The organism is Moritella sp. PE36, assembly GCF_000170855.1.
Lineage (GTDB): Bacteria > Pseudomonadota > Gammaproteobacteria > Enterobacterales > Moritellaceae > Moritella.
The window spans coordinates 121872-147195 of record NZ_ABCQ01000005.1 but is presented as its reverse complement, the minus strand read 5'-3'; the positions used below and the strand labels follow the sequence as shown (position 1 = coordinate 147195).

Here is a 25324-nt window from a genome sequence, read left to right as displayed (position 1 = left end):
AAAGGATCCTTATAGTGTCGTTAATATATGAAAATAATAACAAGGTTAACGTTGATAAATCGTTTGACCGACAAGACTAAAATGGGTGTTATAACTTTGCAGACTTTCAGAATGGCCAATAAAAAGATAACCACCCGGTTTAAGTAATGAGTAGAACCTTTGCACCAGTTTTTTCTTCGTTTCATCATTAAAATAAATTAAGACATTACGGCAAAATATTACATCAAAAAGACCTGTCATTGGCCATGGTTCTAGCAAGTTCAGCTGTTTAAACGAAATCAACTGTTTCACTTTTTCATCCATAACATACTGATGATGGGTATTCATATCTGAGCAATACTGGGTGCGATAAGCGATTGGAATACCCACAAGATCAGCATAAATACCATGCTGCGCACGACATAAAACATCACTATCTAAATCTGTTGCTAATATCTTTGCATCCCAATGAGGTAATTGACTCTCAATACTCATAGCAATTGAATATGGCTCCTGACCCGTGGAACAACCCGCAGACCAGATCCTTAGTTTCTTATCTGTGTTATTGGACTTAAATTCTGGTAACGCCACTTTCTGTAAAAAATCAAAATGATATTCTTCACGAAAGAAGGCGGTTAAATTCGTCGTGATCGCATTAATAAATTCGCTCAATTCACCAGTGTAACTATCTTGTAATAACTCACAGTAAGCTGAAAATCCACTTAATCTCAGATGACGGATCCTTTTCATGACTCGGCCATAAAGCATATCGCGTTTGGATCCATTGATCACAATACCTGATTTTTGAAAAGCCAGTTGCGATAGATATTGAAATTCAGCATCCTGCATAATCAGGCTATTTGATAGCAACCCGAAAATATCGCCACTTAATCGTGGTATTACGAGACTAACCATTGGCAACTATTGATGCCTGTGCATTATGCACATTCATATTTTCAATATCTTGAAATTGCTCTAAATCCAACAATAAACTTGAGCTTAATAACACCACCATTTTATCTTTAATTGAGACCAATCCGCGAATGACACTCGGGCCATTATCTGGACCTAATTGTGGCGGTAAATTAATCTCACTATGTGCAATAGTGTGTACATCTGAAACAGCATCAACAACAAGTCCCATCACCTTGGATTTGTCATCGACCAATACTTTTACTACGATCACGACAGTGATGGCACTGTATTCAATATGTTCTAAACCAAATTTCTGGCGTAAATCGACTATCGGGACGATCGTGCCGCGTAAATTAATGACGCCTTTAACATAAGCAGGCATATTGGGGATCTCTGTACATGCCTCCCAGCCACGGATCTCTTGTACATCTAATATTTCCACACCATATTCTTCTTCAGCCATTATAAAAGTCAAAAACTGCGTGGATTGTTCACCCATCTCGATGTCGGTCAGCCTATTATTTTCCATACCTATTCCGTCCTATTTTAAGCGGCAACATGTGCACGCGGACCTTGCTGTTGATGGCGTTCATTGGTCACACGTTTTACAATATCAGCAATATCTAAAATTAACGCAACCGTGCCATTACCTAAAATAGTAGCGCCGGATACACAGCTTACCTTCATAAAATTTTCTTCTAGATTTTTTATAACAACCTGTTGTTGCGCTGCTAAATCGTCAACCAATAAACCATATTTTTGATTGCCACATTCAACAACAACTAATAAACCATCGGTAATACACTTGAGATTGGTTTTATGATTCAGTACTTTGTATAAGCGAATGATAGAGATGAATTCATCCCGGAGTTTAAATACCTCGGTATCATCGGCCAACTTGGTCACCATGCCATCTTTTAACTGCAACGATTCAATAATTGACATGATCGGTAATATATAGGTTTTACTGCCGATTTTGACGAGTTGACCATCCATAATAGAGAGCGTCAACGGTAAACGGATCGAGAAACAACTGCCTTCCCCTGTCGTGGATTCAATTTTAATATCACCACCGAGCGATTCAATGTTGCGCTTTACGACATCCATACCGACCCCACGCCCAGAGATATCACTCACCGTTTCGACGGTTGAAAAACCAGGCGAAAATATAAATTCATCGATTTGATTATCACTATAACGCTGATCTTTATTCGCGATGCCCTTTTCAATAGCCTTGGCATGGATCTTATCTCTGTTTAACCCTCGGCCATCATCTCGGATCTCAACAATAATCTCGCCACCTTGATGGAAAGCATTAATATCAAGGTAAGCGACGTCACTTTTTCCTGCAAGTTTCCGCTCTTCAATGGTTTCAATGCCATGGTCTAAGGCGTTACGAACAAGATGCACAATGGGATCAGAGAGCTTTTCCAGCATGATCTTATCCAGTTCCGTTTCTTCGCCGTGTATTCTAAGCACGACGTTTTTACCTAATTGAGCACTTAAATCTCGGACCATTCTGGGAATACGATTAAAGGCAAATTGAATCGGTAACATCCTAATTTTCATCACACTATCTTGCATTTCTCGGGTATGTTGAGAGAGCTGAGTCAGTCCTTTTTTTAATTCCGGTAGTTTTTCAACAGAAAAGTCTTGCCCGAGTTCTTCCAACATTGCTTGCGTGATCACAAGTTCACCAACCATATTGATTAAAGCATCGACTTTATCGATGGATACGCGAATTGAATTCGTTTCAGGCGATTTAGTCTTCGTTATTTTGTTTGTTGTAACTGGAGAAGGTTTCGACTCTGCTAACATCTTATTATCAGTAGCCAATGTCTCACTTGCTATTGATTGAGTTCGCGTACTTGGAGTTGTAATGATAATGGTTGATTCATCTTCGACCCACTCAAAGGCTTCTTTTATTTGTGCTTCACTTACCTGACTGATTAATTCAAGATCCCAAGTTACATAGATATCTTCAGGTGATAAATTATTCCACGAAGGTATATTGTCAAATTTAGGCATCACCTTAAGTTCACCCATATCTTGTAACTCAGCAAAAATTAAACGCGGCTCGTTACCTTGTTTTAAAATATCTTGCCCAGGAACAAAGTGAATCAACCAATCACCATCATCGAGTCCCTTCATCACTGGCGGCTTAGCTAGCGGCTCATCACCCGTAGATGATAGGTCCTGATTAACATCGAGTTGTAAGAATTGATTATATTGCTGTTTTAAGCTTTCTGCCGCATCAGGAATTGATTCCGAATCATCCGCTAACAGTTGGATCCACGCTCTTAAACAATCTACAGTTTGTAAAAAAAGGTTAATATGACCATCGATAAGGGTCAGTTTTTCTGCGCGTAAATCATCAAGTAAGGTTTCGGCTACGTGAGTAAATGCCGTTAATTGATGAAACCCGAATGTGCCTGCACCGCCCTTAATTGAGTGAGCGACTCTAAAAATTGTATTAATGACTTCGCTATCTACCGAGCCAGGATTTAACTTTAGCAGTTCAGCTTCCATCACCTCCAGTCCTTCTAGACACTCTTCAATAAACACTTGATGAAACTGTTTAAGATCGATATCCATGCTTACCTCAATACTTTTTTGACAGTAGCAATGAGTTTTTCTGGATTAAATGGTTTCACTATCCAGCCTGTTGCACCTGCAGATTTTCCTGCCATTTTTTTATCTGTACCCGATTCAGTCGTTAACATTAGAATTGGCGTAAATTTATACGCACTTTCACTACGTAATTTACGAATTAAGCTAATGCCGTCCATCCGTGGCATATTAATATCTGAAATAATAAGATCAAAGTTTCCGGTTTTAGCTTTTGCTAACCCATCAACACCATCGACGGCAGAGTCAACCTGGTAACCCGCCTGCTTTAAAGTAAACTGCACCATTTCACGAATGGATACCGAATCATCTACCGCTAATATTCGTTTCATTACAGATCCTTACATTGATGCATAATTAAAGTCGGTGTCAAATCCTAACGCTTTCACCACCGCCATAAATTTATCCGATGGCGATAGAAACACCAGTGTTGTGTTATGTATCGCAAGATGTTGAGCGTAAGCATAAAAAAGTTGGCAAGAAGCACTGTCAATATGAGTAACATGACTGGCATCGAGAAGTTGAGGTTCCGCATTGATCGGTAACTGAGCAAGTGTCGTCTTAAGTGTAGCAATCGCGGTGATATCGATCTTCTCACCTAATTCCATGGTGATAGGGCTTTGTTCCATAAAACTAATCCTGTATTTACGCTAGCGTAGCAGAAAATAAATTCATTAAGTATTTTATAACTCGTGTTGAGTATAGGAAAAGATTTTATAAATAAGCAGGCAATGCAGAGAACTGTGATCTGAGAGCATAATTGGAAATGGTTTTCTATAAATTACAGCATAATCAGGAGGACAAAAGATAGATAGAGATAGATAGTCGTGAGAACATTAACTATCTACCCTCAGAGTAGCGGAGATAAGTGTGATTACATCCAGTCTGTATTACGAATAATACCGACAGCAACCCCCTCAATATCAAAGCTTTGGAAATTTAAATCGACACGTATTGTGCTCATTTCATCATTTTCAGGATGTAATAAGATTTCATTGCCTTGTTGCTCAAAACGTTTCACGGTGACTTCATCATCAACACGTGCAACAACAACTTGGCCTTTACTGACATTTTTGGTTTTATGTACCGCTAATAAATCACCATCCATAATACCAATGTTACGCATGCTCTCACCGCGTACCCGCAATAAAAAATCTGCATTTGGCGTGAACATCGATGGATCGACATTGTAGTGCGCTTCAATATGCTCTTGCGCTAAAATTGGTTCGCCGGCAGCAACCTGTCCGATTAAAGGTAAACCCTTATCATTGCTGGCGTCTTCAGCATTAACCAACAAGCGAAGACCACGTGAGGTGCCCGCTAGAATTTCAATATGACCTTTTCGTGCTAATGCTTTTAAATGTTCTTCAGCCGCATTAGGTGAACGAAAACCAAGTTCCTTCGCAATTTCAGCTCGGGTCGGTGGCATACCGGTATTTTTAATATGTTGTTTAACTAATTCAAGTACTTCTGCTTGTCTTTGTGTCAATGCTTTCATCATGAACCCTAACTGGTTTTATATACAGTTTCTTGTAATTATATACAGTAATATCAAGTTTGCAATATTAGCAGTGGGGATATCTGGATAATAATGAATTAATCGCTTGCCGACGCTTAAACACAGATTTATGACTACACATCTGATATTATTGGAGTAAGCACTCTCGCACTTTAATCAACAGAATGATAACACTTATGCAACAAACACCGTCAATGTTAAGTCGAAGTTTCGTTAACGGCTTAGTTAAATCTCAATACGTACCAGACAACCCAGTTGATGCTCTAAAGTTAGATTTAATGCGTCCTATTGTTTATGTTTTGAAAACTAAATCGATGACAGATCTGGTCGCATTACAACGTGCCTGTAAAGAACGAGGCTTACCAGACCCACTTACGCCAATTAAAGTGAATGGAGTCATCATTCCCAGTTATGTTTGCTTAGATAACCCAGCGCCACTGTTTGGCAAAGTAAAAGATAAAAACGTATTTTTTAACGAATTTCAACAGCTATTACGCTTACACAAAGATGATAAAGTCCTTGATATTCAGTTAATGCCCGTCTCATTATTTTGGGGACGCGCACCGGGTAAAGAAGGTCAAGTACCGCTACTGTCATTAGCGAACAGTATTTCTCCAAGTCATTTACGGAAAACCCTCATTGTTGGCCTTAACCGCAAAGACAACTTAGTCCGTTTTAATAAACCCGTATCACTACGTTTCATGGCCGATCAGCATGGTAGTGATGAAAAACTTGCGCAAAAATTAATTCGAGTCGCCAAGATCCACTTCAGTCGTCAAAAACTAGCCGCATCGGGACCGAAACTGCCGAATCGTTATCAACTATTTGAGCAACTGCTGCGTAATCCAGAAGTTAAAAAAGCCATCCAAGTTGAAATCGAAGAACAAAATATTTCAGCGCAAAAAGCGGAAAAACGGGCGAATGATTATATCGATGAAATCGTCAGTGATTTTTCTTATAAATTTGTAAAAAACACCAGTAATTTTCTAGGCTGGATATGGAATAAGATCTACAGTGGAATCAAGGTTAACAACGCCGAACAAGTGCGTAAACTGGCCGCCGATGGCCATGAAATTGTCTTTATGCCTTGTCATCGCAGTCACATGGATTATTTGCTTATTTCTTACGTTATTTACAATGAAGGTTTGATCCCCCCACATATTGCCGCCGGTATTAACCTTAACTTCTTCCCTGCGGGGCCAATGTTCCGTCGTGGTGGTGCATTCTTTTTACGCCGCACATTTAAGGGGAACAAACTGTATGCGACCATTTTTAGAGAGTACCTCAGCTTATTATTCTCAAAAGGTTATTCTGTTGAGTTCTTTACTGAGGGTGGTCGCAGCCGTACCGGACGTTTATTACCGCCAAAAACCGGTATGCTTAACATGACATTACAAGCGATGTTAAAAGAGCAAAGCCGACCGATTACGTTAGTCCCTGTATACCTTGGTTACGATCACGTGATGGAAGTTAGTACTTACGTAAAAGAATTATCCGGTGCCAATAAGAAAAAAGAAAGTGTATTCCAAATATTTGGGATCGCCAAAAAACTTAAAAATTACGGCCAAGCATTTGTTAACTTTGGTGAGCCGATCAACCTTAACCAATATTTAAACAAACACGTGGAAAACTGGCGTGATGACATAAATATGCCCGTTGAAGAACAACCAGCTTGGTTAAACCAAACAACCCGTGAACTCGCCAATCAAGTAATGGTGAATATCAACAGTGCCGCAGCAGTAAACGCCTTAACTATTTGCGCATTAATTTTACATGCCGCGCCACACAAGGCATTGAGCCGAGAAATTTTAGTTAAACAAATTGATAGTTATTTAAAACTACTGCGTAATAATCCGTATAGCGAATTCAGTACCTTGCCGGAAAACAGTGCCGAAGAAATTCTTGATCAAGCGATCGCACTGAAAAAATTCACCGTACGTGAAGATAGCTTAGGACAAATGCTCTCTATGTCATATGAACAAGCGGTGCTATTAACTTTCTACCGTAACAATATTTTACACCTGTTTGCACTCCCGTCATTAATCGCCGCGATAGTGACAGAGAAAGCGCAAACTAGTATAGAAGAAATTAATGCCAAGGTTTGCCAACTGTACCCCTTAATTCAAGCTGAGCTATTCTTGAAATATGCAGCAGATGAATTGAGTACGTGTATCTCTGACACATTAGCTGAAATGCAACAACAAGGTTTAATCCGTAATCAAGAAGGGGTGATCACACCTGTAACTGAACGCCTGATGTCGATAAAATTACTTGCAGCAAGTATTCAAGAAACATTACAACGTTATGCCATTGTACTGACCGTGTTAGAGCATGACCAAGTGATTGAAAGAACAAAACTTGAAGATCGCAGCCAGCTGATTGCAGAACGTTTATCCTCGCTTAATGGCGTCAGTGCGCCAGAGTTCTTTGATAAAAAAGTATTCGCTATCTTTATCAATAAACTGCAAGAATTACATTACTTGTCTGATACTGGTACAGTAAAAGCAGATAAGATCAGTTCGTTAGCGAATGTTGTGCGAGGTTTAACAACCCTCGAAGTAAAACAAACAATATCGGATGTGATGCTGAGTCAGCAATCTAGCGAAGTCTAAGCGATGGGAATTTCGTTGATATAACGCGATCTTTGATTGCTTATTGCCAATAACAAAAAAGGAGCTGCAGCTCCTTTTTTGTTATTGTGTATGATATGCATTAAACGCTTACAAGTAGCTTAAAAACAGACTCACAAACATAACCATACCAACATAATTATTATGTAAAAACGCCTTAAAACAAGATTCTCTGTCACGATCAACAATCAATTTCTGCTGATAAACAAACAAGCCAGCGACTATCGTTAACCCCATAAAATACACGCTAGGTAATACTAATATCCAGCCAAGCATACCAAGGCATAATAATGCTGATAGCTGTAATAAACCGACAATCAATTTGTCATTTTCGGCAAATAATATCGCCGTAGACTTAATACCAATTTTTAAATCATCATCACGATCAACCATGGCATATAAGGTGTCATACGCCACGGTCCATAAAATATTAGCGACAAATAATAACCATGCATAGTTAGGCACTGTATCTAATTGCGCCGCAAACCCCATCGGAATAGCCCAACCAAAAGCCATACCTAATACCACTTGTGGCAAGTGCGTATAGCGCTTCATAAACGGATAACACGCGGCAAGACCCACTGCCACAAACGATAATATTATCGTCAATTTATTCATGGTGAGTACGAGTAAAAATGCCAATAAGGTCAAGACAAAGAAAAATATCAACGCCGCACGACTCGATATACGTCCAGCGGCAATCGGTCTATTCTCAGTACGTTTTACATGAGCATCAACACGTCGATCGGCAAAATCATTGATAACACAACCTGCCGAGCGCATTAAGATCACACCCAAGGTAAATACCAGCAATACATCTAATTTTGGTAATCCTTCAGCCGCTATCCACAGCGCCCACAACGTAGGCCACAATAACAGCAAGGTACCAATTGGTTTATCCACACGAGTAAGCTGGATGTAATCTTTCATTTTTACAGTCATGAACGACATATACTTAACGTCCTTTTTTATTTATATGCCAGTGCATCAGGTAAAAACACTTCGGATACCAGTAATGACTTCCCACCGAGCAGGAAACATGAACGCCGACCAAATAATGATGTTTTCAGGCTTGACGTTAGCTGGCAAGATAAGCCATATACGTTACTCTGAGCATCAAACTCAGCAATCTCAATTTCACTGCGCTGCATATCTGGCGCACTAAATAACACACTACCCAATGAACGGTTGCCTAATTTCTCTAATTCACCACCAGGCGCGGTCAACATATTAATCGGCATCACACTACGCGCAAAAACCCAAGGGGTACCGTCCAGTTTTAACAATACTTCACGCACAAAGCCGACATTTTCAACTAAATTTAATTTTATCTTTTCATCATCAGATAATGGATAATTGCCTTCCGTTAATATTTCAACAGTAAATTCCTGACAATATTGTTTCAGTCTTGCTGTTAGTGAACCAGTATCAACTAACCAATCATAAAGGCGCGCAGATAGTCTATCTTCTAATATGGTAGGCCATAGCCATTTAGACTCACAGCCAATCGGATAGTTTGGTAACGACAACGAACTTATTCGCTTATTATTTATATTTTCAGGCATAGTATAAATTACTTTTTTAACAACAAGATCTGGCGTAATTATCTGCTATTCAGCTCAAGATTGTAAGCAAGGACGCAACTTGTTGGCTGATTTATTTAATTAATCAATTGAAAATGAGTATACTGAGTCACAACCTTGTTTTTTCATCTCTCATTTTACTAAGGATACGGTAAATGAATAAATTATTCTGGCTATTAAGTATGGTCACAGCTTCACTCTCCACCGCCGTATCAGCTAACGATCACCAACCTGTGTATATTTATTTCGGTTTAGAACCCGATATTATTACTAACTATACCAGTGAAACTAACAAGATTGGTTTTATCAGTGTTTCTGTAGAATTTATGCTGGCTGACAATGACGGTTTGGATATTATTGAAATGCATGAACCCTTGATCAGAGATAAAATAATTTCACTATTGGGTCAACAATCACCTCAGCATTTACGTTCACTGACTGGTCGAGAAGAGATCAGAAAAGAGATCCAAAATGAAGTGAACAGCTTACTGAAACAAGAGACCGGTAAAGCCGTTATTGAAAATCTATTATTTACCAAATATTTATTAATGTAATAAAAAAGGAGTACGCCGCGTAGCCTACTCCTTTATCCATTTACGTCGTCACAACAATCAGCTAGTCACTCATTGTCTTTAATCGTATTAACCTTTAATCGCATTAATGATCGCAGTCGTAGAGCAACCATCTTCGAATTGTAAGATGTTAACCTTGCCACCATTCGCTAATACTTGTTTATGTCCAGCGATCTCTTCCACTTTGTAATCGCCACCTTTAACTAATACATCAGGTAGTAATTCAGAGATTAAGCGCTCAGGTGTTTCTTCTGTAAATTCAACAACCCAATCCACAGCACCTAAAGCAGCAAGTACCGTCATACGACGGTCACAAGTATTGATCGGACGACCAGAGCCTTTCAACCCTCGCACAGAAGCATCGGAATTAACCGCCAGAATTAAACGTTGGCCTAATTTACGCGCCGAATTTAAATAAGACACGTGACCCGCATGCAGAATATCAAAACACCCATTGGTCATGACAATATTTTCGCCACGTAACTTAGCCGATTTAACCGCAATCTTTAGCTGTTCTTCGCTTAATACACCAAAGCCACTTTCATGAGAACCGTAAACAGAGTTAGCTAATTCAATCGGGCTTACCGTCGACGTACCAATTTTAGCAACCACAACACTAGCCCCCGCGTTTGCTAATGCGCAAGCTTCTTCGAGTGATGACCCGGCTGATACCGCCGCAGCTAATACTGAAATAACCGTATCACCCGCACCCGTCACGTCATACACCTCTTGTGCTAATGCAGGTAAATGAAACTCATCTTGCTCTGCACGAATTAACGTCATGCCCTTTTCACTACGCGTAACCAGTAATGCTTCAAAATCATGTTGCGCAATTAACTGACGGCCCTTTTCAACCAGTTCTTGTTCACTCTTACAATGCCCAACAACCGCTTCAAACTCCGATAAATTTGGCGTTAGCAAAGTCGCACCACGGTATTTTTCAAAATCACAGCCTTTTGGATCAACAAAAACTTTAACGCCTTGTTGCTTTGCTGCCTGGATCATTTGTTGCACTTCAACCAACGCGCCTTTGTTATAGTCCGACACAATCATCACAGAATATTCGACTAAGTTAGCGATGGTTTTAGCAACAAGCGGTTGTGTATCCACCGCCGCAACAGATTCTTCAAAATCTAATCTAATCACTTGCTGGCCACGGCTTAATACCCGTAATTTAGTGATCGTTGGGTAATCATCTAATTGCAAAAAATCACAAATAACATCGACAGCATTCATTTTACCGCATAGCGCTTGTGCAGCTTCATCATTACCAGTCAAGCCTAAAAGTTTTGCACTCGCGCCTAAAGCCGCCAGGTTAAGCGCCACGTTAGCGGCTCCACCAGGACGATCTTCAACATTATTCACTTTAACAATAGGCACTGGTGCCTCTGGAGAAATACGACTCGAATCGCCCGTCCAATAACGATCTAACATTACATCGCCAACGACTAATATTTTTGCATTGTTAAAGTCAGGTAAAATGATTTCCATTATTCTCTCGATAATTTCTAATTAGAAGATTTAAATTTATGGTCTAAAAATGCTTGGCCACAACCAACCATTAAACCAAGTACATGTGCGGCATTCGCAACATTAAGGCCAAAGATAGGGAAAAAACCCAATACCAGCCAAACCAGCATAAAACCAACATAAGGTTTAGGTAAATGAATACCTTGTGCGGGCGCTAACCAACCAGTCCACCAAATATAACCGACCAGCGCATAAACCACACCCGATAAACCACCAAAATTAGGACCGGATAATAAAAACTGACCGATATTGGGTATTAACGCGGCAACTAAAAACAACAGTAACAACTTTTTACTGCCTAGCTTGTTTTCAATCTGGCCACCAAGATACCACCACCATAATAAATTAAATACCAGGTGTAAGACTGAAAAATGCATGATCGCAGGCGTAAATAAACGCCAAACTTCACTCAGTGAGCTGGCACTTAACTCAAAAGGAAAATGCAGTGCAGCATAGATAAATTCATTTTGCGTCAACATACTAAAATACATCGCCACAAAAACAGTCACACTTAAGGCAAAAATAGTGAGGGTCACTTTACCTGCATGCATCAAAAAGTTGGACAACATATTACCCGAGCCATAACTGAAGTTCGCGGTACGCGTATCAGCAACATCCCAAGAGGCCGCTTGGTATTTATCTTGGTAAGGATCAGCCAAAAACAAATCAAGTTCTTGCGATGCAACTTCAACATGGGTCATCGCAGGTAAACAAATCGCAAAACCATCGTCTGTCTGTGCGACTTTCGCATCAATTTTTTGCACTGCTAAATAATCCACAAAAGCCTGCGCCATACGCGGATTATTAATTACGCCAATCTCAATCATGCTATTACCTATTTTGTCACAAACGCACATTCTCGACGCCAAGCTTCAAACCCGCCGTCCATGCTGTACACGTCTTCAAAACCTTGTTCCACTAAATATTGCGCAGCGCCTTGGCTACTACGGCCATGGTAACAAACCACCACAACAGGCACATCAAAGTCAGTTTGCTGCATGAAGTTACCTAACGCTGAGTCAGTGAGATGTAATGAATCTTCAATATGTGCATCTGTAAATGATTGAGGGTCGCGAATATCGACAATTTTAACCCCTGTACTATTGCTGACTAATTGTTGAACTTCATTAATTGAAATATGCTTAAAACTATCCATGCTACACCTTAAATATAATTTTTTTCGTTCGATGAGGTCCACACTAAACATTGAATTTAATGATTCAAGAACGAACTATTAGTTTATGATGATATTATCACATTGCTCATATTGATACAGAAGGGAATACCAGATGCTTAGCCGCTCACTTTACACCACGCTACTTTATGCAACTTCACCGTTGATATTTTCTTTATTGTTAAAAACTAAGAAAGGTAAACCGCCCATTGGTGATCGTTGGAAAGAGTTTGTCGGTATCGCGCCTGAATTAGCCCAATCACAGCAACCAATCTGGATCCACGCGGTGTCAGTTGGGGAAGTGATTGCAGCAACGCCCATTATCAACGCCTTGCAACAGCAGTATCCAGCGCTACCATTGCTTATCACCACGACCACAAGTACTGGTGCAGAGCGTGTAGCAGCTTTAACAGGCAATATTGAACACAGATACTTCCCTGCTGATTATCCTTGTGCGGTAAAGCAGTTTATTAGCCGTATGAAACCAGCACTGTGTTTAATCATGGAAACCGAGTTATGGCCTAATATGCTGACTATTTGTAAAGACCAAGGTATTCCGACCATAGTGGTTAATGCGCGCTTGTCTGAAAAATCGCAACAAAAATACCAGCGTTTTCAGTCATTGTTTTCAGCACCATTACAAAAGTTAACCCATATATTATGTCAGGATGAAAATGATCAGCGTCGCTTTAAAACGTTAGGCTTAAGCCAATCCCAACTTTCTGTCACAGGTACCGTTAAATTTGATATTCAATTCTCAGAGAGCATCATCAATAACGGCTTATCACTGCGCCAACAACTTGGCAAACAACGTCCAGTCGTCATCGCCTCAAGTACACATAAAGGTGAAGATGAGATAGTCCTGGCGGCATTTGAAAAAGTAAAACAGCAACATACTAATGCTGTTTTAATATTAGTGCCTCGCCATCCAGAACGCTTTGATGATGTTGCGACCCTGTGCTTAAGTAAGTTCCCGAAAACTCAGCGACGAAGCCAAAGTCAGGCCACTGATGACCTAAGCAATACCGATGTTTATTTAGGGGATAGTATGGGTGAAATGCCGATCCTACTCGCTGCTAGTGATATCTGCTTTATGGGCGGCAGTTTAATTGGTGATAAAGTCGGTGGACATAACTTATTAGAACCAGCTGCACTATCAAAAGCCTGTATTACCGGTCCAAGTTATTTTAACTTTGCTGATGTAACGGCGCAATTACTCGATTGTAATGGCGTTGCGGTCGTCGATGATGAGCTTGAATTGGCCAATAAGATAAATGAATTGATGTCACAACCAGAGATTGCAGTAACGATGGGTCAACAAGCAAATAATGTCGTGGAGAAGAACAAAGGCGCACTAAGCAAGATCATGAAAACACTAACCTATTACATCAACCAAACGATCAATCAAGCCAATACCAAATAGTGGCTATCATCAATATGGTTTATCTTAATCGACAACATTATTAGCGATAAGAAAAACCATATTGTACATCTATCTACTAGCGTTAAAACAATTAACCATTAATATCAGGGACAACTGTTTCAGCCGTGGCTAAGCGTAAATAATATTCACGCATATGCTTATAATCAACAAGGGCTTGCTCAGTGAAATAGGGTTTCATCATAAAGAGTGACTTCAGAATTCCGCGATAAATATCAGTCTTATATACTTTTGCATCTTTACTGATTGTGGTGCGATAACTTACCCACGAAACCAGTACAACCTTAATTGAATTGGCCAACTCGTCCAGATCTTCCATCTGGATATTGACCACATTATTTTTCTGTAAAGAAAATAGCAGATCAACTTCACGCTGCGCAGAAATTTCTTGAAATTTTAAATACTTCTTATGTAAGTTCGGGTCTCGAGATAACAAGCTCGGTAAACTGTAATACAAGAATCGAAAACGCCACATCGTTTCAAACATTGAATCTAAATAGCTCATCATCACTTCCAATGTCACTTCACCTTCACTGTGAGGTTGAAAATGGTCAGCTAAATAATTCACATACTGATCAAAAATTGAGTCAATAATGTCTTCTTTATTACGAAAGTGATAATAAAGATTGCCAGGGCTAATGCCTAAATGCGCGGCAATATGATTGGTAGTGACATTACGCTCTCCACATTCATTAAACAACTCAAGTGCCGCATGAATGATCTTATCTCTGGTTTTCATGGAAATGACCGCTTTGATTTATAATAGATTTCTTAATACTCGCACATTTAGTGCGAAATGACACAGTGTAATATCTCATTGTTAGAACATTCGCTCAACTTTGATAACCTGCGATTAACAAATCCCAGTCAGACAACTGCCATTTGAACGCAGTGTCTTTAGTTTGTTCTTTCACAAAAGAACGTTTAAGCCGAGCTAGATTGGCTTGTTTCCAGGTATCTGCAGCAGGTTTAAACTTGCAGCGATCAAAATCGATCAGCCACCACTTACCTTGCCCATCGAGAATAATATTATGGGTATTTAAATCAGCGTGCCATAAATTAACATCATGAAAGCGTTTGATCATAATACCAATCTGCTGATAATCAACATCACTCAACGCACGCTCTTTTAACACAGCGACTAAATCTTTAGCACCAGTGATCATCTCGGTAATCAAATCAGCTTGATAAAACAGCCCTTGTTTAATGACCTGACCGGCAACGGGCTTTGGCGCTGGTAAATTTTTATCTACCAGTTGCTGCGTAACAACAAACTCTTGGTATGCACGGGTATTTTTGAGTCCAGTATAAACATAGGCATCTTTAATCAACTTGGCAATAAGGCCACCACGGTGATAATGGCGTAGTACAAACTCATCATTGTTTATTTTAAAAAACCAGGTAATACCGCGACCAAACGCGGATCCAATTATCGCATTGTTATGTTGCCAATGTGCCCCGTCAAAATATTCTGGGGTGATCTCATCTTTTAATTCATCCTGAAAAAATAAGACTCGATCGCCTTGTGTCTTTATTAACATATGCTCTCCAAAAATAATTCACCGATAAATTTTACATTACCTCAAACGATTTGCATAATAGCCTTTTACATTCAACTACTAGAAATGATGAATATGACCCCTCCACAGAGTATCTGTATTTTACGTTTTTCCGCAATTGGTGATGTTTGCCATGCTGTTTCTGTTGTACAAGCAATTCAGCGACAATACCCTAACGCAAAGATCACTTGGGTTATCGGAAAAATTGAAGCCATGTTAGTTGGGGACATCGACAATGTAGAATTCATTATTTTTGATAAAAAAACGGGTTTAAAAGGTTATTCAGATCTGCGTAAAAAATTAAATAACCGTCAATTTGATATACTACTGCATATGCAAGTCGCACTCAGAGCCAGCATAGCGAGTTTATGCATTAAAGCCAAACAGCGCTGGGGTTTTGATAAAGCCAGAGCCAAAGAAGGCCAGTGGTTATTTACCAACCATAAAATAAAATCCCAATCACAACCGCATGTACTCGATGGATTTATGGCATTTGCCGAAGCAATCGGTGTCCCAGTCGCGCCACCACAATGGAACATCCCGCTTTCAACCCAAGATAATTTATGGGCGCATTCGCAGTTAAGCCACGAAAAGAAAAATTTTATTATTTGCCCATCAGCAAGTAAAGCAGAACGTAATTGGTCGACCAAAGGTTATGCTGAAATAGCCAATTATATGCATGAAAATAATTATCAAGTATCTATCTGTGGCGGCCCAACAGACAGCGAAAAACAACTTGCTAAAGATATCATTCAGATTGCGACGGCCCCGATTAACAACCTTGTTGGTGACACATCGTTAAAACAATTACTCGCTATTTTAAAACATGCCGACTTGGTATTAGCACCGGATACCGGCCCTGCACACATGAGTACCACAGTTGGTACACCTGTGATTGGATTATATGCGCACAGCAATCCAGGTCGCACAGGCCCTTACAATAACCTTAACGATGTCGCAGAAGTCTATCACCAACATTTACCCAACAGTGAATGGGGACAACGAGCGAAAGGTCCTAATTTAATGGATGACATTTCGGTTGCTCAAGTAAAGTCTCGTTTACAAACATGGCTTTAAATAGCAAATTTATATTAGAATAATATAGAATTCAGCTGTACCTTATAGATTACTCACAAATAATAATCAGAATACGAGTTATGTGATCATGCCAAAAAAATATCTTTTTTACATTAGCCAAAATTACAGCTTCGCAATATTAAGACCTTTACAAGCCGAAATTCAACGTCGAGGCGGTGATGTAAAGTGGTATCTAGAACCCAATGTGAACGCGAGTTACTTAGCAACAGATGAAGAACAGTTAACCACAGTGGAAGCAGTACAAGTCTTTAATCCTTTTGCTGTATTTGTCCCAGGTAATGTAGTTCCTAGTTTTATTCCTGGTATTAAAGTAACTGTATTTCATGGTTTTGATGCAGGTAAACTTGATTGGAAAGGAAAAAATACCCACTTCCGAGTCAGGGGTTGTTTTGATCTGCATTGTTCATATGGCAAAGACATGACCAAACAATTTGATGCACTGGCAGAAACATACAAAACATTTAAAGTAGTGGATACAGGATGGCCTGCTTTAGACCCATTATTCACTACAGATACAGCATTGAACCCTTACATTAGCAACAAGGACAACAGACCAACAGTATTATTTTGTTCAACCTTTTCCCCTCGATTTTCTTGTGCACCACATATTTTTGATGCTATAAAAAAATTATCAGAATCAGGAAAATGGCGCTGGTTAGTGCAATTCCATCCTAAAATGGGTGCCGATATTGTTAATAAATATAAACAGTTAGAAAGTGAAAATTTAACTTTCATTGAAACTGATAATGTCATCCCATTATTAAAAAGTGCCGATGTGATGCTTTGTGATACATCCTCGGTATTATTAATGTTTTTGTTACAGAGAAAACCAGTAGTCACCTTTAAAGGTAACCAGCAAGGAGAGCACCTCATCAATGTAAGTTCGCCAGAACAGATTGAATCGGCGTTAATCGACGCGCTGAAACAGCCGGATGAGCTCATGCAACACATTGATGATTACATAAAATATATTCATGCGTATACAGATGGTAATTCAAGTGCCAGAGTATTAGATGCAGTTGATAATTTCACTTTTGACTCATTAAAAACCAAGCCATTAAATTTATTACGCCAACTGAAATTAAGAAAAAAATTAGGATACTGGAAACTATCATGACAGTAAAAGTAATTTACCCAGGTACATTTGATCCAGTCACCAATGGTCATACCGATTTAATCGAGCGCGCAGCAAAATTATTTGACCACGTGATTGTTGGGGTCGCCTTTAACGCAACCAAAAAACCCTTCTTTGACCTTAAGGAACGCGTGCAATTAGCCAAAGACGTAACGGCCCATTTAGACAATGTGGAAGTGGTCGGATTTAGCGGTTTGTTAGTTGATTTTGCAAAAGAATATAACGCATCAGTACTGATCCGAGGATTACGAGCAGTATCTGATTTTGAGTACGAATTCCAACTGGCGAATATGAATCGTCGCTTAAGTCCTGATTTAGAAAGCGTGTTCCTAACACCATCGGAAGAGAATTCCTTTATCTCTTCAACACTGGTGAAAGAAGTTGCTATTCACAACGGTGATGTGGCTCAGTTTGTCGATCCCATTGTGTGCCAGGCCATTTTAGATAAAATTGCAGAAAATATAGCCCGTTAAATAAAGCTTAGGTTAGCGCTGGCATTGATTACAATAAATCGTGTTGCGCTGACCGATCTTCATCGCTTTTAATTCCTCACCACACTTGGGACACGGTTTGCCTGCTTTGCCGTATACCTGCAATTCCTGAACAAAATAACCGGGTTTACCATCGGTCTGGGTAAAATCTTTCAACGTGGTGCCGCCTTGCGCAATCGCTTTGGCCAATACCAGCTTAACTTCTTCAACAAGTACCTTGTAACGTTGTAAAGACACATTACCCGCCGCCCGTTTCGGATTGATCCCCGCCGAGAATAACGCTTCATTAGCATAAATATTACCGACGCCCACAACAATATGGTTATCCATCAGAAATGACTTAACTGGCACCTTGCGTGAACGAGAACGGTCAAACAAACGTTGCGCCGTAAAATCATCGGTTAACGGCTCTGGTCCTAAACTGGCTAATAATTTATGTTCAAGTACATCTCCGACTTGCCACAGCACCGATCCAAAACGCCTAGGATCGTTCAGGCGAAGACATTTACCTGAATTCAACACTATGTCTACATGATCATGTTTTTCGACGGCTACGCTTGAATCAAGCACTCTTAGACTACCAGACATACCCAAGTGAATGATGATTGTGCCTTTTTCTGTCTCTAATAATAAATATTTAGCCCGGCGACGCACACTTGTCACAGTACAGCCCACCGCATCTTGCAACGCCATTGGCACTGGCCAACGTAATTGCCCATTACGCACAATTATCTGCGTGATCTGGGCGTTTTCGAGATAAGGGGCAATGCCTTGACGGCTTACTTCCACTTCCGGTAATTCAGGCATGGTGACATCCAATAGGTAAAAATCTAAATCAACTAATGAGATCGATTAAAGAATCGAGAACAATATAAAACGATTAGCGAGGTGACTAACGAGGTAATAACACTTGTAATTCAGACTCATCGATGTGCAATAACTGACTCTGCCAATTTTGTAACAAATAACCGCTATTAATTTGATATAAGATCAGCGTAACAGGCTCGGCTAAGTTCGCCAATTCGAAGGAAATATTAATACCATAAGCGAGATTCGCGATGACAACACCCTCAGCCACAGGTTTAAACGTTGCTGTTTCCCACGCTTTAATGATTTGCTGCAATTGCGGCTGTGATAAGCCCAGTTCTGGTTTAGTCGCCAACTGACTACCAACACGTTGAATTTGAATATTATCAAACTGCATCGACAATACGATCGCATTCTGGGGTAGCGCAGTTTGATAATAACTAGCAGTATCACCACCGCCTATTTTTTTGCCTGAATATTGAAATACCAGCATCATCGTCAGTACTGCAAATATTAATACGTTATTCCAACCTCGTCGTGATAACTGCACGCGCAAATCCTTCCCATCTAGTCATGGATTTTTCAATAAGTATATGCAAATTACGTGAAAACGCCGGATTGGGCAAGCGAGGAATAAGGAATTTTAGGCAAAAAAAAACCCAGCAAAAGCTGAGTTTTAAATATCTGTACATAAAACCAAGGATTACTTGATTTTACCTTCTTTGTACATAACGTGCTTGCGAACTACAGGATCAAATTTCTTGATCTCCATTTTCTCAGGCATGTTTTTTTTGTTCTTAGTAGTGGTATAGAAGTGACCAGTACCAGCAGATGAATTCAAACGAATTTTATCGCGCATAATAGAGTTCCTTAAACCTTCTCACCACGGGCACGCATTTCAGCAAGAACTGAATCGATACCCTTTTTATCAATAATACGCATACCTTTACAAGTAAGGCGTAATTTTACAAAGCGGTTTTCGCTCTCAACCCAAAAACGGTGTGTATGTAGGTTTGGCAAAAAACGGCGACGTGTGCGGTTTTTTGCGTGAGAAACGTTATTACCAACAGCTGGTTTTTTACCAGTGACTTGGCATACTTTAGACATGTCGTCTTCTCCAAATATTTTCTTGCTCGAGCAAATATACAGCGTCTTGTTGGCCGTCGCCCAAGACGCGTGCTAAAGGCCGCATTTTATACAGTAAATAGAAACATAGAGCAAGCTTTTTATATTTCAACGATAAGTGAAAATCGTAATTTCACACCCATCCTCGCTCTGCAAAGCTTGCTATCTCACTGTCGCCTATAACAAAATGATCGAGTACTTTAACATCAATTAATTGTAAGGCTGAGATAAGTTTATCTGTGATCATACGATCGGCATGGCTGGGTTCAGCAATGCCAGAGGGATGATTATGGGCAAAAATGACTGCCGAAGCGTTTCTTTCTAACGCTTTTTTAACCACCACTCTCGGATAAACACTAGCACTGTCTATTGTGCCATAAAACAACTCCTCAAAGCGAATAACTCGGTGCTTATTGTCTAAAAATAATACCGCGAATACTTCATGAGGCTGATCGCGTAATTTAGCGCGGATGTAATCTCGACTTTCTTGTGGGCTGGTTAACACGTTACTCCGTTCCAATTTTTCGGCTAAAAAGCGGCGTGACATTTCCACTACGGCTTGTAATTGCACATATTTAGCCACCCCCAGCCCCTTAGTTTGGCAGAACTCATGTTCACTCGCCGCCAGTAACGCTCGCAAGGTACCAAAATCCGCTAATATATTACTCGCCAGCGCAACGACATTGGTGCCTTTGATGCCAGTGCGTAAGAATATCGCCAACAATTCTGCATCCGATAATGAAGTTGCGCCTAATTTAACCAATTTTTCGCGTGGCATTTCATCCCTAGGTAATGCTTTTAATTTCATCTGTTCCCCACCATTTAACATAACATCCAGTTAGCTTAGTAATTAGGTGAATAAAAGAGGCGGTTAATGATAAAACAGTGAAATAGTTCAAACTTATGAATTTGATAATGATGCATATAAAATTAATAACAAACCTTAGCATCTGCGAATTTAATTATGGTATTGTTATTACGTTATTAGAATATCCTTTCAGATTTTAACGTGGAATACACAATGACTGCTATTGCCAACAAACGCATTTTGCTCGGTATTACAGGTGGCATAGCCGCTTATAAATGTGCGGAATTAACCCGTCGATTAACGGAACGCGGCGCACAAGTCCGCGTCGTAATGACCCAATCGGCGCAAGAGTTTATTACGCCACTTACCCTGCAAGCAGTCTCTGGATTCCCCGTTTCACATAGTTTACTCGACCCAGCAGCTGAAGCAGGTATGGGCCACATTGAATTAGCTAAATGGGCAGACTTAGTGTTGATCGCGCCCGCAACCGCTAATTTTATCGCCAAGTTGACCGCCGGTATTGCCGATGATTTACTCTCAACATTATGCTTAGCGACGCCAGCACCGATTGCCATTGCACCAGCGATGAATCAAGTGATGTATCAAGCGCCAGCAACCCAAGCGAACTTAGCCACACTCAAACAGCGCCAAGTAACGCTTTGGGGCCCAGCCGCAGGCGTGCAAGCTTGTGGTGATGTGGGACCCGGTAGAATGGTTAATCCAGATGAGCTCGTGACCGCGGTTGTTGATTACTTTATCCAACAAGCACAACCGCAATTATTAGCGGGTAAAAATGTCATGATCACCGCAGGGCCAACTCGCGAGGCGATTGATCCGGTGCGTTATATCAGTAATCATAGCTCCGGTAAGATGGGTTATGCCCTTGCCCAAGCCGCGCGTTCACTCGGCGCCAATGTGACCGTCGTAAGCGGTCCAGTGGCACTAGCCGCACCTGCCGAATGTAATCTGGTTAAAGTGATCAGTGCGCTGGATATGCACGATGCCGTTATGTCTGATATTCGTCAGCAAGACATTTTCATTGCGTGTGCAGCGGTAGCAGATTACCGCCCAGAAACAATTGCCGAACAAAAAATCAAAAAAACCAATAGCGACGAAATGATCGTGCGCATGATCAAAAATCCCGATATCGTTGCCAGTGTGGCAGCGCTCGAAAATTCTCCTTTTACTGTCGGTTTTGCTGCAGAAACACAAGATGTTGAACATTATGCACGCGACAAAATGCAACGTAAAAATCTTGCTATGATCGCCGCAAATGACGTGTCACAATCCGGCCAAGGATTTAATGCCGAAAACAACGCATTAACCGTATTCTGGCCCCAAGGTATGACGCAAATTGCATTAGCGAGCAAACAAGATGTGGCAGCACAGTTATTACAGTTAATTGCCACGCAGTTCAATGCGAATACCTAGCCATAATTAAAATTATACTCAGAAGTTTACAGTGTGTTGCGCTAACGCAAGGCACTGTCGAGCCATCAATTGATATATTCAGTGAAGCAAACAATGAAAAAAATAGAAGTTAAAATATTAAATCCACGCGTGGGTACCGAATTTCCATTACCAAGTTATGCAACACCGGGTTCGGCGGGTTTAGATCTGCGTGCTTGCCTTGCACAACCATTAACGGTTAACCCAGGCGAAACACATTTGATCCCAACGGGTATTGCCATTCATATTGCCGACCCAAGCATGGCAGCAACCATTTTACCGCGTTCAGGCTTAGGCCATAAACACGGTATTGTATTGGGTAACTTAGTGGGTTTAATTGATTCCGATTATCAAGGTGAGTTAATGATCTCATGTTGGAATCGCGGTCAAGATAGCTTCATTATTCAACCGGGCGATCGTATTGCTCAGATGATGATAGTGCCAGTGATCCAAGCAGAACTCATCATAGTTGAAGAGTTTGATAGTAGTGAACGCGGCGAAGGTGGCTTTGGCCATTCGGGTAAGCAATAACGGTTAACACCATTCTAGGATGAAAAAGATGTCAACAAGCACTAAAAAGAATCGTCGAGAACAGATTTTACAAGCGTTAGCACATATGCTGGAAACCCATCCAGGTCAGCGTATCACGACCGCAAAACTCGCGAAAGAAGTCGGCGTATCAGAGGCAGCCCTCTATCGCCACTTCCCAAGTAAAGCGCGTATGTTTGAAGGTTTAATTACCTTTATCGAAGATTCAATATTAGCCGGTATTAATCAAATATTAAATGAAGAGAAAGATACCATTACTCGTTGTCATCACATCCTGCATCTGCTGTTGGTCTTTACCGAGCGTAACCCCGGCATCACCCGTATTATGACTGGCGATGCACTGCAAGGTGAACACGAGCGTCTTAGCCAGCAGATCAGCATACTGTACGCCAAGATTGAAACCCATTTAAAACAAGTGCTACGTGAAAAGAAAATGCGTGACGGCACTGGCTTTAATTTAGATGAAAGTATGTTGGCAAACTTATTACTGGCGTATGCCGAAGGGCGTATTAATCAATATGTACGAACCCGCTTTGCGTTAAAACCAACCACAGACTTTGATCAGCAGTGGGACTTCTTACACAAGCAGCTATTACAAAGTTAATCGTTACAACGTTAATGTGTAATACCAATTGCAAAGTGTAAAAACAACAAAGGCTACCGAGGTAGCCTTTTATTTTTTATAACAGCTATATTCATAACTGCTCATGTCTAACGAACAACGTCTAACCTTGCGGTTAAAGATGCTGATTAGATACCGTAGTTTTCACGGTATGTTTTTACAGTCTCAAGATGCTGTTGCATTTCTGGCTTATCCGCTAAGAAAGAAACAAGATCACCTAATGTCACAATTGATAATACTTTACAGCCATAATCACGTTCGATTTCTTGGATTGCAGATAACTCGCCTTTGCCTTTTTCTTGGCGGTCTAGCGCAATTAACACACCCGAAAGTTCCGCGTTATGGGCTTGGATGATGTCCATTGATTCACGGATTGCTGTACCCGCAGTGATCACGTCATCAACCAGCATAATACGACCTTCAAGCGCAGCGCCGACTAATGTACCACCTTCACCGTGGTCTTTTTTCTCTTTACGGTTAAAGCAATAAGGTGCATCAATATCATGATGATCGTTCAGCGCCACAACAGTTGTCGTCGCAATTGGGATACCTTTGTAGGCAGGACCAAATACCACATCGTATTCGATACCAGAATCAACTAAAGCAGCGGCATAGAAACGACCAAGACGGGATAAATCACGACCCGTGTTAAACAAACCAGCATTGAAGAAATAAGGGCTAGTACGACCAGACTTTAGAGTGAACTCACCAAACTTAAGCACTTCTTTTTCTAAAGCAAACTCAATAAATTCGCGTTGGTAATCTTTCATCGTTTTCCCCTATTATGATTAATTAGATGTTAGAGGCTAAAAGCCACTTCACCTAAAAAGCCTAATAATATGGGGCATATTATTAGGCAATTAATATTGTTAGCGTGAGCGGCTAACGATAAGCGCCGCCATTCTAACAAGCTTTACGCTTTAATTAAACTATCACCGAGTGCTTTCTTTTGTTCGATAATGATCATCTCGATACCATCTTTCGCTAACGCCAGCATGTCTAACATTTCTTCGTGGCTAAACGGCACGCCTTCCGCAGTACCTTGAATTTCGATGAATTTACCGGTTTCAGTCATCACTACGTTCATGTCTGTTTCAGCGTCTGAATCTTCTGCGTAATCTAAATCGCAAACCGCTTCACCTTTATAGATACCCACAGACACAGCTGCGATCATAAATTTGATTGGGCTGACAGTTAATTTACCTTTACGGATCAGAAATTCAATCGCGTCCGCCAATGCCACACAAGCGCCTGTAATAGCAGCCGTACGCGTGCCACCGTCAGCTTGAATAACATCACAATCGATGATAATTGTGTGTTCACCTAATGACTCAAGATCGATACAAGCACGTAATGAACGCGCGATCAGGCGTTGAATTTCCATCGTACGTCCAGTTTGTTGGCCACGTGCAGCTTCACGATGCATACGTTTGTGCGTAGAGCGCGGTAACATGCCGTATTCAGCTGTCACCCAACCTTGGCCTTTGCCTTTTAAGAAACGTGGTACACCCTTTTCAACAGTCGCAGTACACAATACTTTCGTACCACCGAATTCAACTAAGACAGAACCTTCTGCATTCGCGGTGAAGTTACGGGTAATTGTTACAGGTCGAACTTGACCTAATGTTCTTTGACTTGGACGCATTATTTTGACTCTTCAATGATGATTGGCCAATATTATATGAGCTAAGCTAAACTATCGCTATAGCA

At 40.6% G+C, this 25324-nt stretch carries 29 protein-coding genes; 9 read left to right on the top strand and 20 right to left on the bottom strand.

Annotation, left to right across the window (positions count from 1 at the left end; genetic code table 11):
* Window positions 1-45 precede the first annotated feature (45 nt).
* The 6 genes from PE36_RS05540 to lexA all read right to left on the bottom strand — a co-directional run bounded on the left by PE36_RS05540 (window position 46) and on the right by lexA (window position 5020).
* Window positions 46-894 carry a protein-glutamate O-methyltransferase CheR gene (locus tag PE36_RS05540; protein WP_006030978.1) on the bottom strand — a complete coding sequence of 283 codons (849 nt, stop codon included), beginning with the start codon at window positions 892-894 and terminating at the stop codon, window positions 46-48.
* On the bottom strand, window positions 887-1423 hold the full coding sequence (locus PE36_RS05535; protein WP_006030977.1) for a chemotaxis protein CheW: 537 nt from the start codon (window positions 1421-1423) through the stop codon (window positions 887-889). The genes PE36_RS05540 and PE36_RS05535 overlap by 8 nt, the downstream gene beginning before the upstream one ends.
* A gap of 17 nt (window positions 1424-1440) precedes the next feature.
* Window positions 1441-3489 carry a chemotaxis protein CheA gene (locus PE36_RS05530; RefSeq protein WP_006030976.1) on the bottom strand — a complete coding sequence of 683 codons (2049 nt, stop codon included), beginning with the start codon at window positions 3487-3489 and terminating at the stop codon, window positions 1441-1443.
* 2 nt (window positions 3490-3491) lie between these two features.
* Window positions 3492-3854 (bottom strand): response regulator, encoded by a 363-nt coding sequence (locus tag PE36_RS05525; RefSeq protein WP_006030975.1) that lies wholly within the window; start codon window positions 3852-3854, stop codon window positions 3492-3494.
* 9 nt (window positions 3855-3863) lie between these two features.
* Window positions 3864-4151, bottom strand: a complete 288-nt coding sequence (locus tag PE36_RS05520) for a lipid asymmetry maintenance protein MlaB (RefSeq protein WP_006030974.1) — start codon at window positions 4149-4151, stop codon at window positions 3864-3866.
* A 245-nt stretch (window positions 4152-4396) separates the two neighbouring features.
* Window positions 4397-5020, bottom strand: coding sequence for a transcriptional repressor LexA (gene lexA / locus PE36_RS05515; RefSeq protein ID WP_006030973.1), 624 nt, complete (start codon window positions 5018-5020; stop codon window positions 4397-4399).
* 197 nt (window positions 5021-5217) lie between these two features.
* On the opposite strand from lexA, the gene plsB reads away from it, so the two are divergent.
* Complete coding sequence (gene plsB / locus PE36_RS05510; RefSeq protein WP_006030972.1) at window positions 5218-7653, top strand: glycerol-3-phosphate 1-O-acyltransferase PlsB; 2436 nt, start codon at window positions 5218-5220, stop codon at window positions 7651-7653.
* Between the two features lie 108 nt (window positions 7654-7761).
* Here plsB and ubiA read toward each other — a convergent pair whose 3' ends face one another.
* Both ubiA and PE36_RS05500 read right to left on the bottom strand, forming a co-directional pair.
* Window positions 7762-8622 carry a 4-hydroxybenzoate octaprenyltransferase gene (gene ubiA / locus PE36_RS05505; RefSeq protein ID WP_043993993.1) on the bottom strand — a complete coding sequence of 287 codons (861 nt, stop codon included), beginning with the start codon at window positions 8620-8622 and terminating at the stop codon, window positions 7762-7764.
* Window positions 8623-8639: 17 nt separating this feature from the next.
* Window positions 8640-9236 (bottom strand): chorismate lyase, encoded by a 597-nt coding sequence (locus PE36_RS05500; RefSeq protein ID WP_006030970.1) that lies wholly within the window; start codon window positions 9234-9236, stop codon window positions 8640-8642.
* 173 nt (window positions 9237-9409) lie between these two features.
* On the opposite strand from PE36_RS05500, the gene PE36_RS05495 reads away from it, so the two are divergent.
* Window positions 9410-9808, top strand: a complete 399-nt coding sequence (locus PE36_RS05495; RefSeq protein ID WP_006030969.1) for a flagellar basal body-associated FliL family protein — start codon at window positions 9410-9412, stop codon at window positions 9806-9808.
* Between the two features lie 87 nt (window positions 9809-9895).
* Here the strand turns inward: PE36_RS05495 and hldE are convergent, their stop codons facing one another.
* From hldE to glpE, 3 genes are read right to left on the bottom strand one after another with little or no spacing between them, the layout of a single operon-like run.
* A complete protein-coding gene (hldE, locus tag PE36_RS05490) occupies window positions 9896-11317 on the bottom strand; it encodes a bifunctional D-glycero-beta-D-manno-heptose-7-phosphate kinase/D-glycero-beta-D-manno-heptose 1-phosphate adenylyltransferase HldE (RefSeq protein WP_006030968.1) in 1422 nt (473 codons plus the stop codon).
* Between the two features lie 17 nt (window positions 11318-11334).
* On the bottom strand, window positions 11335-12183 hold the full coding sequence (gene glpG, locus PE36_RS05485) for a rhomboid family intramembrane serine protease GlpG (protein WP_006030967.1): 849 nt from the start codon (window positions 12181-12183) through the stop codon (window positions 11335-11337).
* Window positions 12184-12191: 8 nt separating this feature from the next.
* The gene (glpE, locus tag PE36_RS05480) at window positions 12192-12512 is read right to left on the bottom strand and encodes a thiosulfate sulfurtransferase GlpE (RefSeq protein WP_006030966.1); all 321 of its coding nucleotides are present in this window, start codon (window positions 12510-12512) and stop codon (window positions 12192-12194) included.
* 133 nt (window positions 12513-12645) lie between these two features.
* Here glpE and waaA point away from each other — a divergent pair, with 133 nt between their 5' ends.
* A complete protein-coding gene (waaA, locus tag PE36_RS05475; protein ID WP_006030965.1) occupies window positions 12646-13953 on the top strand; it encodes a lipid IV(A) 3-deoxy-D-manno-octulosonic acid transferase in 1308 nt (435 codons plus the stop codon).
* Window positions 13954-14044: 91 nt separating this feature from the next.
* On the opposite strand, the gene PE36_RS05470 is transcribed toward waaA, so the two are convergent.
* Window positions 14045-14710, bottom strand: coding sequence for a TetR/AcrR family transcriptional regulator (locus PE36_RS05470; RefSeq protein ID WP_006030964.1), 666 nt, complete (start codon window positions 14708-14710; stop codon window positions 14045-14047).
* 94 nt (window positions 14711-14804) lie between these two features.
* Complete coding sequence (locus PE36_RS05465; protein ID WP_006030963.1) at window positions 14805-15512, bottom strand: 3-deoxy-D-manno-octulosonic acid kinase; 708 nt, start codon at window positions 15510-15512, stop codon at window positions 14805-14807.
* A 93-nt stretch (window positions 15513-15605) separates the two neighbouring features.
* On the opposite strand from PE36_RS05465, the gene PE36_RS05460 reads away from it, so the two are divergent.
* The 3 genes from PE36_RS05460 (at window position 15606) to coaD (ending at window position 18236) form a co-directional block, all read left to right on the top strand.
* A complete protein-coding gene (locus PE36_RS05460; RefSeq protein WP_043993991.1) occupies window positions 15606-16607 on the top strand; it encodes a glycosyltransferase family 9 protein in 1002 nt (333 codons plus the stop codon).
* 88 nt (window positions 16608-16695) lie between these two features.
* Entirely contained in the window at window positions 16696-17745 is a 1050-nt protein-coding gene (locus tag PE36_RS05455) for a CDP-glycerol--glycerophosphate glycerophosphotransferase (protein ID WP_006030961.1), read from the top strand.
* Complete coding sequence (gene coaD, locus PE36_RS05450; protein WP_006030960.1) at window positions 17742-18236, top strand: pantetheine-phosphate adenylyltransferase; 495 nt, start codon at window positions 17742-17744, stop codon at window positions 18234-18236. Before PE36_RS05455 ends, coaD begins: the two co-directional genes overlap by 4 nt.
* Before the next feature lie 12 nt (window positions 18237-18248).
* Here coaD and mutM read toward each other — a convergent pair whose 3' ends face one another.
* The 5 genes from mutM to radC all read right to left on the bottom strand — a co-directional run bounded on the left by mutM (window position 18249) and on the right by radC (window position 20994).
* Window positions 18249-19061, bottom strand: coding sequence for a bifunctional DNA-formamidopyrimidine glycosylase/DNA-(apurinic or apyrimidinic site) lyase (mutM, locus tag PE36_RS05445; protein WP_006030959.1), 813 nt, complete (start codon window positions 19059-19061; stop codon window positions 18249-18251).
* Window positions 19062-19146: 85 nt separating this feature from the next.
* Complete coding sequence (locus PE36_RS05440; protein WP_006030958.1) at window positions 19147-19611, bottom strand: hypothetical protein; 465 nt, start codon at window positions 19609-19611, stop codon at window positions 19147-19149.
* A gap of 153 nt (window positions 19612-19764) precedes the next feature.
* Window positions 19765-19920, bottom strand: coding sequence for a 50S ribosomal protein L33 (gene rpmG, locus PE36_RS05435; RefSeq protein WP_006030957.1), 156 nt, complete (start codon window positions 19918-19920; stop codon window positions 19765-19767).
* A gap of 11 nt (window positions 19921-19931) precedes the next feature.
* Entirely contained in the window at window positions 19932-20168 is a 237-nt protein-coding gene (rpmB, locus tag PE36_RS05430) for a 50S ribosomal protein L28 (RefSeq protein ID WP_006030956.1), read from the bottom strand.
* A gap of 151 nt (window positions 20169-20319) precedes the next feature.
* Window positions 20320-20994, bottom strand: coding sequence for a DNA repair protein RadC (radC, locus tag PE36_RS05425; RefSeq protein WP_006030955.1), 675 nt, complete (start codon window positions 20992-20994; stop codon window positions 20320-20322).
* Between the two features lie 213 nt (window positions 20995-21207).
* On the opposite strand from radC, the gene coaBC reads away from it, so the two are divergent.
* From coaBC to slmA, 3 genes are all read left to right on the top strand, one after another.
* A complete protein-coding gene (gene coaBC / locus PE36_RS05420; RefSeq protein WP_006030954.1) occupies window positions 21208-22425 on the top strand; it encodes a bifunctional phosphopantothenoylcysteine decarboxylase/phosphopantothenate--cysteine ligase CoaBC in 1218 nt (405 codons plus the stop codon).
* A 93-nt stretch (window positions 22426-22518) separates the two neighbouring features.
* Complete coding sequence (gene dut, locus PE36_RS05415; protein WP_006030953.1) at window positions 22519-22974, top strand: dUTP diphosphatase; 456 nt, start codon at window positions 22519-22521, stop codon at window positions 22972-22974.
* A gap of 28 nt (window positions 22975-23002) precedes the next feature.
* The gene (slmA, locus tag PE36_RS05410; RefSeq protein WP_006030952.1) at window positions 23003-23596 is read left to right on the top strand and encodes a nucleoid occlusion factor SlmA; all 594 of its coding nucleotides are present in this window, start codon (window positions 23003-23005) and stop codon (window positions 23594-23596) included.
* A 146-nt stretch (window positions 23597-23742) separates the two neighbouring features.
* Here slmA and pyrE read toward each other — a convergent pair whose 3' ends face one another.
* Complete coding sequence (gene pyrE / locus PE36_RS05405; RefSeq protein WP_006030951.1) at window positions 23743-24384, bottom strand: orotate phosphoribosyltransferase; 642 nt, start codon at window positions 24382-24384, stop codon at window positions 23743-23745.
* A 143-nt stretch (window positions 24385-24527) separates the two neighbouring features.
* Window positions 24528-25259: a ribonuclease PH gene (gene rph / locus PE36_RS05400; protein ID WP_006030950.1), complete on the bottom strand. Its 732-nt coding sequence runs from the start codon at window positions 25257-25259 to the stop codon at window positions 24528-24530.
* Between the last annotated feature and the right edge of the window lie 65 nt (window positions 25260-25324).